This window comes from Arthrobacter tumbae, from assembly GCF_016907495.1.
Classification (GTDB): Bacteria; Actinomycetota; Actinomycetes; order Actinomycetales; family Micrococcaceae; genus Arthrobacter_D; species Arthrobacter_D tumbae.
This window is the reverse complement of sequence record NZ_JAFBCC010000001.1, coordinates 2,337,068-2,353,470: the sequence shown is the minus strand read 5'-3', so window position 1 is coordinate 2,353,470 and position 16,403 is coordinate 2,337,068. Positions and strand designations below refer to the sequence as shown.

15 protein-coding genes are annotated in these 16,403 nt (G+C 66.3%); 1 reads left to right on the top strand and 14 read right to left on the bottom strand.

What is annotated here, in order from left to right; genetic code table 11:
* Positions 1-24 precede the first annotated feature (24 nt).
* From JOD47_RS11305 to JOD47_RS11280, 6 genes are all read right to left on the bottom strand, one after another.
* Positions 25-1,425, bottom strand: a complete 1,401-nt coding sequence (locus tag JOD47_RS11305) for a PfkB family carbohydrate kinase (protein WP_204534361.1) — start codon at positions 1,423-1,425, stop codon at positions 25-27.
* Positions 1,422-1,994, bottom strand: a complete 573-nt coding sequence (locus JOD47_RS11300; protein ID WP_204536640.1) for a D-sedoheptulose-7-phosphate isomerase — start codon at positions 1,992-1,994, stop codon at positions 1,422-1,424. The genes JOD47_RS11305 and JOD47_RS11300 overlap by 4 nt, the downstream gene beginning before the upstream one ends.
* A 110-nt stretch (positions 1,995-2,104) precedes the next feature.
* Positions 2,105-3,421 (bottom strand): glycosyltransferase, encoded by a 1,317-nt coding sequence (locus JOD47_RS11295; RefSeq protein WP_204534359.1) that lies wholly within the window; start codon positions 3,419-3,421, stop codon positions 2,105-2,107.
* Positions 3,418-4,419 (bottom strand): glycosyltransferase, encoded by a 1,002-nt coding sequence (locus JOD47_RS11290; RefSeq protein WP_204534357.1) that lies wholly within the window; start codon positions 4,417-4,419, stop codon positions 3,418-3,420. Before JOD47_RS11290 ends, JOD47_RS11295 begins: the two co-directional genes overlap by 4 nt.
* Positions 4,416-5,477 (bottom strand): glycosyltransferase family 9 protein, encoded by a 1,062-nt coding sequence (locus JOD47_RS11285; protein WP_204534355.1) that lies wholly within the window; start codon positions 5,475-5,477, stop codon positions 4,416-4,418. The genes JOD47_RS11290 and JOD47_RS11285 overlap by 4 nt, the downstream gene beginning before the upstream one ends.
* Positions 5,474-5,998, bottom strand: a complete 525-nt coding sequence (locus tag JOD47_RS11280) for a D-glycero-alpha-D-manno-heptose-1,7-bisphosphate 7-phosphatase (RefSeq protein WP_204534353.1) — start codon at positions 5,996-5,998, stop codon at positions 5,474-5,476. Before JOD47_RS11280 ends, JOD47_RS11285 begins: the two co-directional genes overlap by 4 nt.
* Positions 5,999-6,117: 119 nt before the next feature.
* Between JOD47_RS11280 and JOD47_RS11275 the strand changes: the two genes are divergently transcribed.
* Positions 6,118-7,083 carry a glycosyltransferase family 9 protein gene (locus tag JOD47_RS11275; protein ID WP_204534351.1) on the top strand — a complete coding sequence of 322 codons (966 nt, stop codon included), beginning with the start codon at positions 6,118-6,120 and terminating at the stop codon, positions 7,081-7,083.
* 6 nt (positions 7,084-7,089) lie between these two features.
* Here JOD47_RS11275 and JOD47_RS11270 read toward each other — a convergent pair whose 3' ends face one another.
* From JOD47_RS11270 to pcrA, 8 genes are all read right to left on the bottom strand, one after another.
* Complete coding sequence (locus tag JOD47_RS11270) at positions 7,090-7,911, bottom strand: sigma-70 family RNA polymerase sigma factor (protein ID WP_204534349.1); 822 nt, start codon at positions 7,909-7,911, stop codon at positions 7,090-7,092.
* 147 nt (positions 7,912-8,058) lie between these two features.
* Complete coding sequence (locus JOD47_RS11265) at positions 8,059-8,508, bottom strand: SRPBCC family protein (RefSeq protein WP_204534348.1); 450 nt, start codon at positions 8,506-8,508, stop codon at positions 8,059-8,061.
* 49 nt (positions 8,509-8,557) lie between these two features.
* Positions 8,558-10,126 carry an MDR family MFS transporter gene (locus JOD47_RS11260; RefSeq protein ID WP_204534346.1) on the bottom strand — a complete coding sequence of 523 codons (1,569 nt, stop codon included), beginning with the start codon at positions 10,124-10,126 and terminating at the stop codon, positions 8,558-8,560.
* Positions 10,123-10,746: a TetR/AcrR family transcriptional regulator gene (locus JOD47_RS11255; protein ID WP_204534344.1), complete on the bottom strand. Its 624-nt coding sequence runs from the start codon at positions 10,744-10,746 to the stop codon at positions 10,123-10,125. Before JOD47_RS11255 ends, JOD47_RS11260 begins: the two co-directional genes overlap by 4 nt.
* A gap of 172 nt (positions 10,747-10,918) precedes the next feature.
* Positions 10,919-11,821 carry a succinate--CoA ligase subunit alpha gene (gene sucD, locus JOD47_RS11250; protein WP_204534342.1) on the bottom strand — a complete coding sequence of 301 codons (903 nt, stop codon included), beginning with the start codon at positions 11,819-11,821 and terminating at the stop codon, positions 10,919-10,921.
* A gap of 32 nt (positions 11,822-11,853) precedes the next feature.
* On the bottom strand, positions 11,854-13,023 hold the full coding sequence (gene sucC / locus JOD47_RS11245) for an ADP-forming succinate--CoA ligase subunit beta (protein WP_204534340.1): 1,170 nt from the start codon (positions 13,021-13,023) through the stop codon (positions 11,854-11,856).
* A 154-nt stretch (positions 13,024-13,177) separates the two neighbouring features.
* Entirely contained in the window at positions 13,178-13,846 is a 669-nt protein-coding gene (locus tag JOD47_RS11240) for a hypothetical protein (protein WP_204534338.1), read from the bottom strand.
* Positions 13,847-13,875: 29 nt separating this feature from the next.
* Positions 13,876-16,320 (bottom strand): DNA helicase PcrA, encoded by a 2,445-nt coding sequence (pcrA, locus tag JOD47_RS11235; RefSeq protein WP_204534336.1) that lies wholly within the window; start codon positions 16,318-16,320, stop codon positions 13,876-13,878.
* Between the last annotated feature and the right edge of the window lie 83 nt (positions 16,321-16,403).

The following is a 16,403-nucleotide window of genomic DNA, read 5'->3' as shown; positions in this document are numbered from 1 at the left end:
GTCCTCTCTGTGGTCTTTCCAGTGCTATCCAACCTCGGCGAGCGCCGCGGCCAGTGACGTGGTTGATCGTGCAGGTATATAGGGGACGGTGACGGTTTGCCCGCCCCACGAGCGCAGGAGCGCAGATTCGGGCAGCTCCGCAGCGGAGTAGTCGCCGCCCTTCACCCAGATGTCAGGGCGCAGCACAGCGAGCGCCTCTTCCGGTGTGTCCTCACCGAAAACGAAGACTGCGTCAACGCACTCGAGGGCGCCCAGCAGTTCCGCGCGGTCGTCCTCGCCCATGATCGGTCGTTGCGCGCCCTTGAGCCGGCGGACGGACTCATCCGAATTCAGGCAGACGATCAGGCAGTCCCCCAGGCGGCGCGCCGCGGACAGCGTACGGGCATGTCCTGCGTGCAGCAGGTCGAAGCATCCGCCCGTCGCCACCACCGTGCCGCTGGCTTCCCGGGTTTCGCGGGCCACGCGGAGTGCGTCGACAGCGGGACCGTGGAGCTGCGTCGGCTCCGGCTCCTGCCCGAGGGCGGAGACCCCGCCGCGGCTGAGGAACCCGGCGGCGCGCTGGACTGCCGTCTGTGTTGCCTCCTCGATTCCCGCTCCTGCACCGAGTGCCAACGCCAGCGTGGCGCAGAACCGGTCGCCGGCTCCGCATGGGTCCGCAGCGCCGATAGCGGGTGCCGGCACCAGGTGCGGCAATTCTGCGCCCTCGCCACGCCGGTGCAGGAGGGCGCCGCGCTCACCCAGCGTCACGATGACCGCTTTGCTCTGCCAGCGCCGTTCCAGGACCGCTGCGGCGTCAGCTGCCTCGCGCACCGTATCGGCCCGGCCGCCTTGAGCTGCTCCCGCAGCCTTGAGCGCCTCACTGAGGTTCGGCGTCACGGCGGCAACTCCCGGAACGGGATCCGGCCCCGAAGGGTGCGGATCCCACACCACCGGGATGCGGCCCGCAATCCGCTCAAGCAGCTCCCGTAGCTCAGGATTGGCGGCCAGCCCGCGCCCGTAATCGGACACCAGTACGACGTCGGCACTTTCCACTGCGCGCAGCATCGCACCGGTCACGGGTGGCACCGGCGCCTCAGCGCACCCTTCATCGAACCTTACGATCGCGTGGCCGCCCGCCCGGATCCTCGTCTTCACCGGCGTGGGCGCCCCGGAGGGTCCGGTGACGAGCGGAATGTCGGCGAGCTCCGCGCGCAGGGTCGCGGCGGCGTCGTCGTCGGACAGGACCGTGACCAGTTCAACCGTGGTTCCCTGCCGGCCCTCCTGCGCATCCTGCTGGAGCATGCGGGCCACCAGGCCTGCGCCGCCGGCGCGGCGGCGGGCGGCGGCAACGTCGACCACGGGCACCGGAGCATCCGGGCTCAGCCGGCTGGCGTCCCCGGACAGGTCGACATCGAGGAGCACATCCCCCACGACAACGATCCTCATGGTGTCCCCTTCCCTGCCCGGCAGCGTGCTACTTCCGAATCGAACGCCCTGCAGATGGCGTGGAGTGCTATGAGGTGGCCCTCCTGCGCGTTCGCCGACCGCGCCTCCACCGCCACGTGGTCATCACAGAGAGCGGTGAGCGGGTTCGGGCCGGGACCTGTGAGCGCCCAGCTCGTGACGCCGATCTTCCGCGCGGCTTCGGCGGCGCGCAGCAGGTTAGGACTGTTTCCGCTGGTGCTCAGGAGCATCAGCACGTCGCCCTCCCGCCCGTGGCCCTGCACCTGACGCGCGAACATATTCTCGTAGCCGTAGTCATTGGCAATCGCGGTGACTGCGGAGGACTCCGCGTGCAGGGAGATCGCGGAGAACGGCTCACGGTCACCGTCGAACCTGCCCACCAGCTCCGCGGTGAGGTGCTGCGCTTCCGCCGCCGATCCGCCGTTGCCCGCCGCGAGCAGGCGCTGGCCGGCCATGAGCCGCCCGGCAAGGTCAACGCCCCAGTCGGCGAGGTGGGCGGCCGAAGCCATTAGCGACTCCACCGCGGGGAGGACCTGCTGCAGGTGTCCCATCACCGCGTCGAAGGCTCCGGATGCGGGAGCCGGCGCCGGAACGGCGCGCGGCGGAACGGCGATCAGCGGCTGCCTGCGTCCGGGACGGACGGTGGCCAGGTATTCAGCGCTCACTGTGCGCTCCTTCCTGTGCTCTGTAGACGTGAAGGATGAGGAAGCGCTGCCGCGGTGCCCTGCTGCGCTCCGCGGCGACCGGACCGAGAGCGCCCGCTCGCCTGGTTGAGGGTGAGCTGGTAGGCCTTCTCGGTGTCGGCGGCGATACGGTCCCAGGAGTAGCGGGCATGAACCCGCGCGAGCCCTGCCCGCCCAAGCTCCCGGGCTGCCTCCGGATTCTCGATCACCTGGCGGATGGCCTCGGTGAGCGCGTTCACGTCCCGCGGCGGCACGTGCAGCCCGGTCTGGCCGTCCACCACGGTGTCGATCAGCCCTCCGACGGCGGCCGCGATCACCGGAACGCCGCAGGCCATCGCTTCGAGCGGGACAATGCCGAACGGCTCATACCAGGGTGCGCAGATCACTGCCTCGGCGCTGCGCAGCAGCTCCGGCATACGTTCGCGGGGCACCTGGCCCTCCAGTACCACCTGGTCCGCAACGCCAAGTTGGACTGCCAGGGCAAGCAGCCGCTGGGCTTCCGGGTCTTCTTCCAGGCGCTTGGCGTCGCCTCCACCGCCGACAATGACCAGTTCGACGTCGTCGAACCCGCTGTCCGCAAGCCGCCTCAGGGCGCGGATCGCCAGGTCGACGCCCTTGCGCGGAACCAGCCGCCCGACGCTCATGATGCGATGCGTTCGCCGGCGCGGTGCGGCGGGGCCGTCAGCACCGAACAGCGTCAGGTCCACCCCGCACGGCGCCACCGACACCCGGGTGCCGTCGACGCCCATCGCTTTCAGTTCGAAAACCTCATCCGAGCAGGTGGCGATGACCCTGTCGGCCCGGCGGCCCACCGAGGGTTCCAGCCATGCCCGTTCCATCGGGCTGGTGTCTTCCGTGCCCTGGTGCCGCCGTTTGACCGTTCCGAGTGCGTGGAAGGTCTGCACTACGGGGACGGCATAGCCTATGCCCTCGCGCCGCGCCGCATCCAGAGCCGCAAGACCGGACATCCAGAAGTGCCCATGTACGAGGTCCGGTGGACGTGTTCCCCAGTCCGCTGCAATGCCGTCGGCAAGCGCTCCCATGTAGGGCAGCAGCGCATCCTTGGAGATGGCGGTGGGCGGCCCGGCGTCGACATGAACCACCTCGAGCCCCGGACCGGCGTTGACCCTTCCGGGCAGCTCCTCACTGTCCCTCCGGGTGTACACGGTGATGGTATGACCGCGCCGTGCCAGCGCCAGGGACAGCGCGGCAACGTGCACGTTCTGCCCGCCGGCGTCCACTCCGCCGAGTGCTGCGAGCGGGCTCGCGTGCTCCGACACCATGGAAATCCTCATTTCGGTCTCCTTTCAGAAGCTGCCGGAATGCGCGTGCGTTCCGTTGTCTCGCCCAGAATCTCGTCCCATGCGCGGAGGAACGCCGGCAGTCCGTAGCGTTCGAGCGCCACCTCGCGGGCAACCCGTCCGCGGGCCCGGGCCTCGGATGGGTCTTCCAGGAGCAGCCGGACCGCCGCACACAGCTCATCGATGTCGGTGGAGATTGCGCCTGCCTCCGGAGGAACTGCGCGGGCAGCCTCCGTGGTGGCGAGCGCAATGACGGGCATCCCGAGGTGCATGGCCTCAAGCAACGCCAGGCCGAGCGAGGTCCACCGCAACGGGTGGAGGTACAGCCGGCGGCGTGCGAGCTCTGCGTGCAGCGACGCCGTCGGCAGGTCCCCGCAGACAGTGAGCTCATCGGCTCCGAGACCGAGTACGCCCGGCAGTTCGGCGGTCCCCATGCCGAAGACGTCGAGGGGCGCTGCGCGGCTGAACTGCGGAAGGAGGTCTGTACCGGTGACCCGACCGCGCCGCACTGGCTCGTTCACGACGACGGCGGCTCGGCCCAGTTCTCCGGTATAGAGCGGTCCCGGGTCCACGATGCCGTGTTCCACCACCAGCGCGGGGGCCATCCCGCTATCCCAGAAGAGCCGGTTGAAATGGGTGACGTGGACAATCGGGATCTCGCTCTGCCCCGCCAGCGGATGCAGCGTCGTCGGGATGTCACCCTTGGGAGTGTTGTGTTCGAGGAAGACCGCAGGAATGTCGATGCCGGGCCGGCGTCCGAGCAGCCGCTCGACTGCTTCGAGCTCCTCGAGCCGCTGCAGGATCACCATGTCGGGCTCAGCCTCCCGCAGGTCCTCCGGCGCCACTTCCCGCGCCGACCCGGGCCAGTCCCGGCCGGCGCGCCCGAGTCCCCACCCACCACCCTCCGGCGTGGTGGGCAGCAGGTACTCGTGGGAGCCGCGCACAAAGGCGTCGGTCCAACCGCCGTGAACGTGCCAGAGCAGTATTCTCATGCGTTCCTCGTTTCCCTTCTGCTGGCCAGCGACGGCACGCCGGCGAGCAGCCGCATCAGCGCAGCGAAGGCTTCCTCGGGACTGACGTTGGCGAGGCAGGGGTGGCCGGGGACGGGACAGTCGCGGGCCCGGGTCAGTCTGCAGGGTGCGTTCTGCTCCCCGAGCAGTTCAACCGGCACCCGGTACGGAGCCCACCGGATGGCCGGAACAACCGGGGAGAACAGGCTCACCACGGGAGTGCCCACGGCCGCAGCCAGGTGGGCCGGGCCGGTATTTCCGACGACGACGGCACCGGCTCCTGCAAGCACGCCCGCCATGGTCTGAAGATCCGTTTGCCCTCCAAGGTCGATTCCATCGGAGCCGGCAACCGTGGCCGTCAGTTCGCGCTCGCTGTTTCCACCGGTAACCACCACGCGGTAACCGGCGCCGGTCAGCAGCTCGGCGAGCGCTGCGTGGTGCAGCGGAGGCCAGGCGCGGGCGGGAACAGCTGCACCCGGGTGCAGCACAATATACGGTTCGTCTCCCACCAGGTGGGTCACATCGGGGACATCGCGCACATGAAGCCCGCCGTCGTCGTCGTCGGGCAGGTGATGGCCGGCGGCAGCGGCAATCTGCAGCGCCCGCTCAGCCTCCGGCTGGTCCTCGGGAAAATCCTCACCGGGCTTGAGCCGGACGTCCAGAAGGCTGCCCGCGTAGTCGACGGACGCGCCGGTGATCCGCTGCACACCGGCCAGGCGCAGCAGCAGCGCCAGCGGCAGCGGCGACTGGTGGAACGAGGTCAGGAGGACGGCCTCCGTGATGCCCGCCGCGGTCACCGCTTCCTGCAGGAGGTCCAGGTGTTCCTGCCTGACCTCCGGCGCCGGCGCAGCGATCCAGGGGCAGTCCCAGACAAGAACGTCGGAAACTCCCGGGAGCAGCCTTGCGCCCGCTGCGCCCTGCGGACCACACAACATGACGACGCCGGCAGGCTGGCTTGCCGCGACCGCCCGGACCGCCGGCCCAGCCAGGAGAACGTCGCCCACGCTGTCCAGCCGGGCCACAAGAATGCGCCGGCTCATGCGGTGCCCCGCAGGAGAGTGATCGCTTCGGCGAGGGTGCCCGCAACCAGCGGTGCGGCGTCAATTTCGTCCTGCCGGGTGACCGGTGTGGGAACCAGCACCCCGGTGGCTCCGGCGGCGGCTGCGGCCTCGACATCGGAGCCGATGTCTCCGATGAAGGCGACCTCTGAGGGGTGCAGTCCCAGCCTTTCGCAGGCGCGCAGGATCATGCCGGGAGCCGGCTTGCGGCAGGTGCAGCCGTCGCCTGGTCCGTGAGGGCACAGTTCCCAGACGTCGAACGGACCCAGGACGGTTTCGACACGTTGGTTGACCGCGTCCACCTCGGCCGCCGTCAGCAGGCCGCGGGCAATGCCGGACTGGTTGGTGAGCACGCCCAGTGGTACTCCGGCAGCGCGAAGGCCGTCCAGCGCTTCCTGCGCTCCGGGCATCGCGACAACCCGCTCGGGATCACCGTTGTACGGCACATCAACCACGATGGTGCCGTCCCTGTCGAGGAGAACGGCTTTGGGCTCGCTTCTCATACAGGCACTGTTCCCTCCGGAGAGTGAACCTAAACACTTCTCACCGGAGAAGTTCTGCCCGGATTCTCCGATGCCCCTCCCACGCCTGGCCAACCGCGCTTTCTGGCAGGATGACTTTCATGCTGCCTGACACCGCTGTGCAAGCACTGGAGCCGGATGGACGCCCGGAGGTGCTGGTGCTTCGTGCACTGAAACTCGGAGACCTGCTGGTGGCGGTACCTGCGCTGCGCGGGCTGCGCCGCGCCTTACCGGATCACCGCATCCTGTACGCGGCGCAGTCTTGGCTTGAACCAATCGTCGGGCTGACCGGCGCCGTGGACGCGCTGCTGCCCACCCACGGGCTCGACGAGCCGCTGGCGTTGCGTCCGGGAAGGGTGGACGTCGCGGTGAACCTCCACGGGAACGGTGCGGAAAGCCGCGGGAGGCTCGAGGCTCTGGAGGCAGCACGCCGAATCGGGCATCAAGCACCCGGCTGGCCCGGTCCCGAATGGGAGGACGGTGTTCACGAGAGATACCGCTGGGCGCACCTGGTGAGTGCGCACGGCATCGAGGCGGATCCGCTGGACTACCTCCTCCTGCGGCCACCGGTCGAAAGTCCGGCACCGGGCGCCGTCGTCATCCACGTCGGCGCGGCCTATGGGAGCCGGCTCTGGCCGGTCAAGCGGTTTGCCGACGTCGCCCGTTCCCTGTCGGATGCAGGGCATCTGGTGCTCCTGACCGGCAGCACGGGTGAGCGTCCCCGGGCGGAAGCCGTGGCGCAGGCGGCCGGGCTCCCTGACGAGCAGGTAGTGGCCGGCCGGCTGGGGTTGCTCGAGTTCGCCGCATTGATCTCTTCGGCTGCGCTGGTCATATCGGCGGACACGGGAGCGGCGCACCTCGCCTCTGCGTACGCGCGGCCCTCGGTGGTGCTGTTCGGTCCCGCACCGGTGGCGGAATGGGGCCCGCCGCCCGGCCCGCACCGTGTGCTCACGGATGAGTCCGTGCGCCGCGGCGACACGTTCGCCGCCTACCCCGATCCTGCGATCCTGGCCGTCGGTCCGGACGACGTTCTGCGTGCCGCAGCGGAGCTGGGCATCCGGAACTAGGTCGGCTCAGGCAATGCGTGCCGCCCTGTCCGGTCCCGTCATTTGCAGGACCGGCGCAGGGTCTGTGCCCCGGACGGATGGTTCGTCGAGGAGCCGCTTCTGCAGCTTCACGAGCGTCCGGGCGAGAAGCCGTGAGACCTGCATCTGGGTCATCCCCAGCCGCCGGGCTATCCGGTCCTGGGTCTCCTCGTGGAAATACCGCCGGTAGAGCAGCTCCTTCTCGCGCGCAGACAGTTCGTGCACTGCGGCCCGCAGGGCAAGAACGTCATCGGCATGCGCAAACGGGTCGTCATCGGCAGGCAGGATCTCGGCCCAGCCCAACCCCTCCGTGGATGCGTCAAGGGATTCCGGCCGCTGGCTGCCGCCGCAGCTCAGCGCTTCGGCAACCGTCGCCGGGTCCTTCCCGAGATGCTCGGACAGTTCGGAGAGGGAGGGCTCCCGGCCCAGGCGCTGGGCAAGCTCCGAATCCGCCTTGACGGCCGTCGACTTCAGGTCCTGGAGTTCGCGGGGCGGGCGGATCATCCAGCAGCAATCGCGCAGATACCGCTTGACCTCGCCCCGGATGGTCGGCACCGCATAAGCGGCGAAGTCGATGCCCAGCTCCGGATCGAATCGCCTTGCCGCCTTCATCAGGCCGAGGTAAGCGACCTGACGGACGTCAGCGGCGTCATTGGCGAACGGGGAAAACCCGCGTGCAATGGCTTCAGCAAGATGGAGGTGATCCAGCGCGATCTCCTCCTGCATGGCGGCCTGCAGCCTGCCGCGGCGTCGCGGCTGCGCCTGAACATAGCGGGCGTTGACACTCTGGGAGCGGACGGCTGTGCGCATGCTTTCACCTCTTGTAGAAGAGCTGGGGCAGTTCTTCTACAGAAGAACATAAGCATGCTGACTAACGCAATGTATTTATTGAATTGTTATCTGAAAAATCTTCTCATCGTTTCTCCGCTGCGGTATTGACTACTTCTCCTTCAAGCCTTATGGGCGAGGCTCTGCAGTGACGTACTTCTCGAGGTTTTCCAGTGTGCGCTCGATCGATTCGGGGTGCGCTCGCGTGAAGCCAAGCAATTTCAGGACGGGTTTGCCGGGAACAGCGCGGGCGTCCCATTCCTCTGCGACCAGCGTGCCGCCGTCGTGCTCCTGCAGGGTGTAGCGCCAGATATGGCGGGCGAAGTGCCGCCAGGCAATCCGCCTGCCCTCTTCGAACTCGACGACCGTGTTGAGGATTTTGTAGGGCGCACCGATCTTCATGTCCATGCCGAAGCGGGCACCCGCGGAGAGCCGTTCCGGGCCATTGGGCTGCTCACCCGTGACGGTGCCTGAACCGTCGATCACGCTGTGCAGCGCCGGTGTGGCGAGCACGTCGAAGATAGCGGAGGCGGGGGCGGGGATGAACCGCTCGCGGCGGATCAGGTAAGGGGTAGCCATGGGTTCATTCTGCCCGACGCCGCGTCGCGGGAACGCCAGGCCGCAGCGGTCACCGCGAAAGCTGCTCCGCCGGCTCAGGAAGGAGACCGGCATCGCGCTCCACCTTGGTGTCCCGCTCGATGACGGTGGACAGCGCCTTCTCGTGGACAAACGCGAGCAGGATTGCGGCGATCACACCGAGCGGCGCCATGTAGAGGAACAGCGGGGTGAGTGCGTCGTTGTAGGACTGGATGATCGGGGACTGCAGCGCCGCGGGCAGGGAGCTGACCAGCTCGGGAGTGAGCGAGTTCGCCCCTCCTTCCAGCGCAGCCCCACCCGCTGGGAGCCGTTCAAGCAGCAACTCCCCCACCCGTGCGGTGAACAGGCTACCCACCACCGCCGACCCCAGGGTTGCACCGATCTGGCGGAAGTAGTTGTTTGAGGCCGTCGCGGTGCCGACCACGCGGTTCGGGAACGTGTTCTGGACGATCAGGACCAGGATCTGCATACTCAGGCCCAGCCCGGCGCCCATGATGGCGATGTAGACGCAGATCATCCAGACCGGCGTCGTCGGGGTGATGGTTGAGAGCAGCAGCAGTGCCACGGCAACGCCGACCGATCCCACAATCGGCATCCATTTGTAGCGGCCGGTCTTGCTGACAAGAATTCCGGAGCCTGTAGAGGTCAGGATCAGCGCACCCATCATCGGAATCATGAGCAGCCCGGCGTTGGTGGCACTGGCGCCGGTCACCATCTGCAGATAGGTGGGTAGGTATCCGATGGCGCCGAACATCGTGACGCCGATCAGCAGTCCGCCCGAGGTGGTGAGGACAAAATTCCGCTCCCGGAACAGGCTCATCGGCAGGATGGGTTCCTTCGCCCGCCGCTCGACCGCGACGAACATCAGTCCCGCAATCACAGCGAGGGCAAACAGGCCGAGGATCGGCGCCGACAACCACGGGTACTCGGTGCCGCCCCAGGTACCGACCAGCACCAGCGACGTCGTTGCAATAGCGAGCAGCACCATGCCCGCGATATCCACGGAGGGATGCACGCGCTCGCGCGCAGGCAGATGTAGGAAGAACAGCACCACAGCGATCGCGAGGACACCCAGCGGCATGTTGATCCAGAACATCCACCGCCAGCCTGGACCTTCCGTGAACCAGCCGCCCAGCAGCGGACCGGCCACCGATGCGAAGGCGAACACTCCGCCCATGGCACCCATATACTTGCCGCGCTCCCGAGCAGGAACGACGTCGGCAATGATGGCTTGCGAAAGAATCATCAGGCCACCGCCGCCCAGGCCCTGCACTGCGCGTCCGGCGATGAGCCACTCCATATTCGGCGCAAGCCCGCCGACAATGGATCCCGCCATGAAGATCGCGATGGCAAAGAGCAGCAGACTCTTGCGGCCGATGAGGTCACCGAGCTTGCCGTAAATGGGCATCACTATGGTCGCCGCGAGAATGTAGGCGGTAATGACCCAGAGCATCTGGTCAACACCGTTGAGCTCACCGACAATCGTGGGCAACGCCGTGCTGAGGATCATCTGGTTCAGGGCGGCCAGCAGCATGGAGAGCATCAGGCCGACAAAGAGCAGGAGCAGGCCTGATTCCTTGCGTGGAACGGTATTGGTCATCGAATGTCCTCAAGAACTTCCCGAAGCAGCGCGGTGGCGCCGTCCAGTGCGGAAAACTGGTTGTCAATCGTGGGTGAGTCTGCTGCCTGCTGGAAGGCATACCGCATGGGAGCACCCGCCACGAGGACGATCATGCGCGCCACGTCCTCGGCGGAATTGCGGCTCAGGGCGGCCTGCCAGCGGCCGGAATCGGTCAGCGCGGCCGCCACGACGTCGCGCACCAGCTGCTCCACGCGTACAAAGTAGGCGTACCGGCGCTGGCGAAGGAACGGGTACGCAGTGAGCACGTCGATTCGAAGGCTGACGTCCCGTTCGCCTCCCTCGGTGGAGTGCACCACGGCCATCAGCAGCCGAGACACCTGCTCCAGCAGGTTCTGCTCGGGCGAGAAATCCGCCAGCAGGTGCTTGTCGATACTCGGTTCCTGCAGCCCCAGGATCGCGTCTTCCTTGGTGCTGAAGTAGTTGAAAAACGTCCGTGGCGAGACCCTGGCGCTGGCGGCGATCTGCTCGACGGTGACCGCCTCCGGCCCGCGTTCGAGCGTGAGGCGCGCCGCGGCGTCGTGCAGTGCGGCCCAGGTCTCGGTGCGCTTGCGTTCACGAAGCGAAATTAGTTGACTCACCGAACTAGTGTGGCACGGAAGCCAATTCTGCACAACTGCAACGTTGCAGTCCTGCAACTCCCTTCCCGCTGGAAGGCGTCCATCTCAGTACTGGAGCGGGAGTTAAACAACGACGGCGGCCGTCACCTTCCGGAAGGAAGGCAACGGCCGCCGTCGTGCTGGTGTCTGCGCTTTAGAGCGCCGCGTAGACCTCACGCAGCAGGCGGGCGGTCTCGGACGGGGTCTTCCCCACCTTGACGCCGGCGGCCTCGAGGGCCTCCTTCTTCGCCTGGGCAGTACCGGCTGAACCGGACACGATTGCACCTGCGTGGCCCATGGTCTTACCCTCTGGCGCAGTGAAGCCTGCAACGTAACCCACAACCGGCTTGGTCACGTTGGCCTTGATGAACTCGGCCGCGCGCTCTTCGGCGTCGCCGCCGATTTCACCGATCATGACGATCGCCTTGGTCTCGGGATCCGCCTCGAACGCCTCAAGGGCATCGATGTGCGTGGTCCCGATGACCGGGTCGCCGCCGATGCCGATCGCGGTGGAGAAACCGAGATCCCGCAGCTCGAACATCATCTGGTAGGTCAGAGTGCCGGACTTGGAAACCAGGCCAACACCGCCCTTGCCGGTGATGTTCGCCGGGGTGATGCCGACCAGCGCTTCACCGGGCGTGATGATGCCGGGGCAGTTCGGGCCGATGATCCGGGTGATCTGCTTGCCGTTCTCATCCACGCGGGACTGCGCCAGCGCCCAGAACTCCGCGGAGTCCTGCACGGGAACACCCTCGGTGATGATGACGACCAGGCCGATACCGGCGTCGATCGCTTCAACGACTGCGTCCTTGGTGAATGCCGGCGGTACGAAGATGATGGAGACGTCAGCGCCGGTCTCGGCGATGGCTTCCTTCACGGTGCCGAAAACGGGCAGGGTGGTCTCACCGTGAGAGACGGTGGTTCCGGCCTTGCGCGCGTTGACACCGCCCACAACCTGCGTGCCGGCCTTCAGCATCAAAGCGGTGTGCTTGGTGCCTTCGCCGCCGGTGATGCCCTGGACGATCACCTTGGAGTCTTTGTTCAGAAAGATAGACATGTGAAGTTCCTTAGTCCTGGAGTTGCAACCGGTCAGCGAGCGGCGTAAGCCAGCTCGGCGGCCTTGTCTGCGCCTTCGTCCATGGTGTCGGCGAGCGTGACCATCGGATGGTTGGCCTCGGCAAGGATGCGGCGGCCTTCTTCGACGTTATTGCCGTCGAGGCGCACCACGAGGGGCTTGTTCTCCTTGTCACCGAGGATCTCCAGCGCCTTGACGATGCCGTTTGCTACGGCGTCGCAGGCGGTGATTCCGCCGAAGACGTTCACGAAGACGCTCTTGACCTGACTGTCATTGAGGATGACGTCGAGACCGGCAGCCATGACCTCGGCAGAGGCTCCACCGCCGATGTCCAGGAAGTTGGCGGGCTTTACATTGCCATGCGCTTCGCCGGCGTAGGCGACGACGTCGAGCGTGGACATGACGAGACCGGCACCGTTACCGATGATGCCCACTTCGCCGTCGAGCTTGACGTAGTTGAGGTCGCTTTCCTTGGCCTTGGCCTCCAGCGGATCAGTGGAGTCCTTGTCCTCGAGCTCGGCGTGGCCCTTCTGGCGGAAGTCAGCGTTCTCATCCAGGGTGACCTTGCCGTCAAGGGCGAGAATCTCACCAGTTCCGGTCTTGACCAGCGGGTTCACCTCAACCAGGGTGGCGTCTTCCTTGGTGAAGACGTCCCACAGCTTGAGGATGGTGTTGGCCACGCCTTCGCGGAGCTCGGGTGCAAACCCGGCTGCGCCGATGATCTCATCGGCCTTCGCGCGGTCAATGCCGGTGCCGGGATCAATGGCGATCCGCGCCAGCGCTTCGGGCCGCTCAACGGCGAGCTGCTCGATTTCCACGCCGCCCTCAACGGAGCACATGGCAAGGTAGTTGCGGTTTGCCCGGTCCAGCAGCACCGAGAAGTAATACTCCTCAGCGATGTCCGCGCCCTGCGCGATCATCACCTTGTGGACTGTGTGGCCCTTGATATCCATGCCAAGGATGGCGGATGCGTGCTCGTAAGCCTCATCCGGCGTCTTGGCAACCTTGACGCCGCCGGCCTTGCCGCGGCCGCCAACCTTGACCTGCGCCTTGACGACAACAATGCCGCCAATCTTCTCGGCTGCTGCTTTTGCTTCTTCCGGGGTCTGCGCCACGATGCCGGCCAGCACGGGAACGCCGTGAGCCTCAAATAGATCGCGCGCCTGATATTCAAACAGGTCCACTTATCTAGTGTCCTTCTACGTCGAAGTAGGTTTACACAGGGAACTCTAGTCCCTTGGCTCGGAACGCCTTTCACAGACTAGCGGTTTCGTGAGTAAGCACACAGTTCTATGAGTTGTAGAAAAGTAACCCGGTCGGTTACCGTTCAGCTCGCTCTTACGGTGCGATGATTTCGAAGGCATCTGCTGACACAACGAAGCCCTGACCGGTGTCGGATTGAACGCAGATGAGCCCGTTATCACCGCTGCCGCAGCGGAACCCGGACAGGTCGACGGCCATCCCGTCATCCAGGATGGGCAGCCGGGTGAGTGCGCCCTCCCCGCCCGCTGCGCCGTGGCCCAGCTCGCCTTCCGTGAGGGTCATGCCCACGCGGCATCCACCGTAGACGACGCCGTCGCCGCGTAGCAGAACCTTCCCGCCCTTGAATCCGAGGTTGGTGCCATGGCAGTCGTCGGTCACCTCGGCGGGTTCCGGATACCGCGCCAGTTCGCAGTACACGGCGGGCACCTCCAGCACCGCGTCATCCCGCTGGCCCCCGGAAAGGCGGGGATCCACCGGCGAGTTGATGATGCCGCCCTGCTCCGTGGTGATGGCGCAGTAAATATTCCGGTTCTCGGTGAGGAACGCAGCAACGTCCCCACCGAAGGTCTGGACTTCGGGCGCCGGCAGCTCCGGCATGGCCGCAAGCTCCTGCTGCGGGGACATCTCCGGTACGGTATCCGGCGCCGGGCCGCTGACCGGCACTTCCACGCACGCCGTCAGAACCGCACCGCAGAGGAGCACCAAGCCGACGACGGCGGCACGCTTCCGGGCGCGCCGCTGCACTTCCCCTCCGTCAGGCTGCACCGCTTGCGCTACCCGACCTTAGTCAGCGGGGCGTACCGGAGCAGCAGCCGCTTCTCCCCGATATCGAACCGCACCTTGGCCACCATCTTGTCTCCGCCGCCCTCAACCGCAAGGACGGTGCCGTTGCCAAAGGTGGTGTGATTGACCTTGTCTCCCGCAGAGACGGCGACAACCTCCTTCTGGGGTTGCACCCTGCCGGCCGCCTTCCCGGGCAGCCCGCGCCCGGACTCGTTGCCCGAGGCCGCTCCCGCACCCCAGTAGGAGCCGCTGAACCGCGGGCCGTTGATGCTCTGGCCGCCGGTCCAGGCCGGCTTTGCCGTTCCCTCCCGCTTCCAGTGGATCAGTTCATCCGGAACCTCGCCGACGAACTGGCTTGCCGGGTTGTACTGGCTCTGCCCCCACAGGCTCCGGACCTCCGAGCGCGTGATGTACAGCCGCTTCCTCGCCCGGGTGAGACCTACGTAAGCGAGCCGACGCTCTTCCGCAAGTTCCTTGGGGTCTGTCGCGGAACGCTGGTGCGGAAAGATTCCCTGTTCCATTCCGGTCAGGAAGACCACAGGAAATTCGAGTCCTTTAGCGGTGTGCAGTGTCATGAGCGTCACGACGCCCTGCCGCCGGGCTTCCTCCACCGCCTTCTCCACGTCCTCGCCGGACCCGGCCGGTGCATCGGGGATCTGGTCCGCGTCAGCCACCAGCGACACCTGTTCGAGGAAGTCGCCCAGCGTTCCCTCCGGATTGCCGATCTCGTATTCACGCACCACCGCAACGAGCTCGGCGAGGTTCTCCACCCGCGACTCGTCCTGTGGATCCGTGCTGGTTCGCAGCTGCGCGAGGTACCCCGTTTGTTCGAGGACCGCTTCAAGGGCCGCCGAAGCACCCGATCCCGAGGCCACCTCTGCGAGGTCATCAATAAGCTTCACGAACGACGCAACGGCATTCACGGAGCGCGTTGCCATGCCCGGCGCCTCATCCGCCCGCCGGAGGGCTTCCATGAAGCTCACGCGGTCGCGTTCGGCGAGCGCAGCGATGGCATACTCCGCCCGGTCTCCGATGCCCCGCTTCGGTTCGTTGAGGATGCGGCGGAGGTTGACGACGTCATCCTGGTTGGCAAGCACGCGCAGGTAGGCCAGCGCGTCCTTGATTTCCTTGCGCTCATAGAAGCGGGTGCCGCCGACCACCTTGTAGGGCAGGCCGACCCGCATCAGGATCTCCTCGATGGAGCGGGACTGCGCGTTGGTCCGGTAGAAGACGGCGACGTCCCCGGGGCGCAGGTTTTCCTCGTCCTGCAGCCGGTCAATTTCATCCGCGATGAAGCGTGCTTCCTCGTGTTCATTCTCACCGACGTAGCCGATGATCTTCTCGCCGTTGCCCTCGGCGGTCCACAGCCGTTTTGCCGGCCGGTTCGGGTTTCGGGAGATGACTGCGTTGGCCGCAGTGAGGATGTTCTGGGTGGAGCGGTAGTTCTGCTCCAGCAGAATGGTGCGCGCGGTCGGGTAGTCCTTCTCGAACTCCACGATGTTCCGCACGTCGGCGCCGCGGAACGCGTAAATGGACTGGTCGGAATCACCCACCACCGTCAGCTCTGCAGGTTCCTCGACGTTCTCTCCCGCAACTCCCACGATCTCGCGGACCAGCGCGTACTGTGCGTGGTTGGTGTCCTGGTACTCATCCACGAGCACGTGCCGGAACCGCCTGCGGTAGTAATCAGCCACCCCGGGGAAGGCCCGGAACATGTACACCGTCTGCGCGATCAGGTCATCGAAGTCCATCGCGTTCGCCTGGCGAAGCCGCTGTGCGTAGCCCTTGTAGACCTCCGCGACCGCCTGCTCAAACGGATCGGAGTAATTGGCGGTGGAGGCGTACTCTTCCTCGTCGATCAGCTCGTTCTTCAAAGCAGAGATCTTGTGCTGAATCGCCTTCGGTGCGAAACGCTTGGGATCGAGGTCCAGTCCCTTGGCCACCAGCGTGATGAGGCGGAGGGTGTCCGCCGAATCATAGATGGAGAAGTTTGAGTTCAAGCCGATGGAGGCCGCCTCGCGGCGCAGGATGCGCACGCATGAGGAGTGAAAGGTTGAGATCCACATGCGCTTGGCAACCTCGCCCACCAGGCCCTCGATGCGCTCTCGCATCTCCGCAGCAGCCTTGTTGGTGAACGTGATGGCGAGGATCTGGCCGGCATGGGACCTGCCGGTGGCCATCAGGAAAGCGATCCGGTGGCTGAGTACGCGGGTCTTTCCGGAGCCCGCTCCGGCCACAATCAGCAGAGGTGAGCCACTGTGCTTGACCGCCTCCTCCTGCTGGGGATTCATCCCCTCAAGCAGTTCGCGGGCGCGCGCTTCATCGACGTGTCCGCCGCGCCGCGGATGCTCCGCCAGATCAGGGGAGGACGACGACGGCGCGCCGCGCCTTCCTGCGGCAGGTGTGCTGAGGTGCGGGTCAAAAAGCAAGTCCATGGTGCCTTTAAGTCTAGGCGCTGGCACGGACAGAACCTGTCCGCCGTCGTCGTACCGGCCTTTTCCAGCCCTTTCCGGCGGAG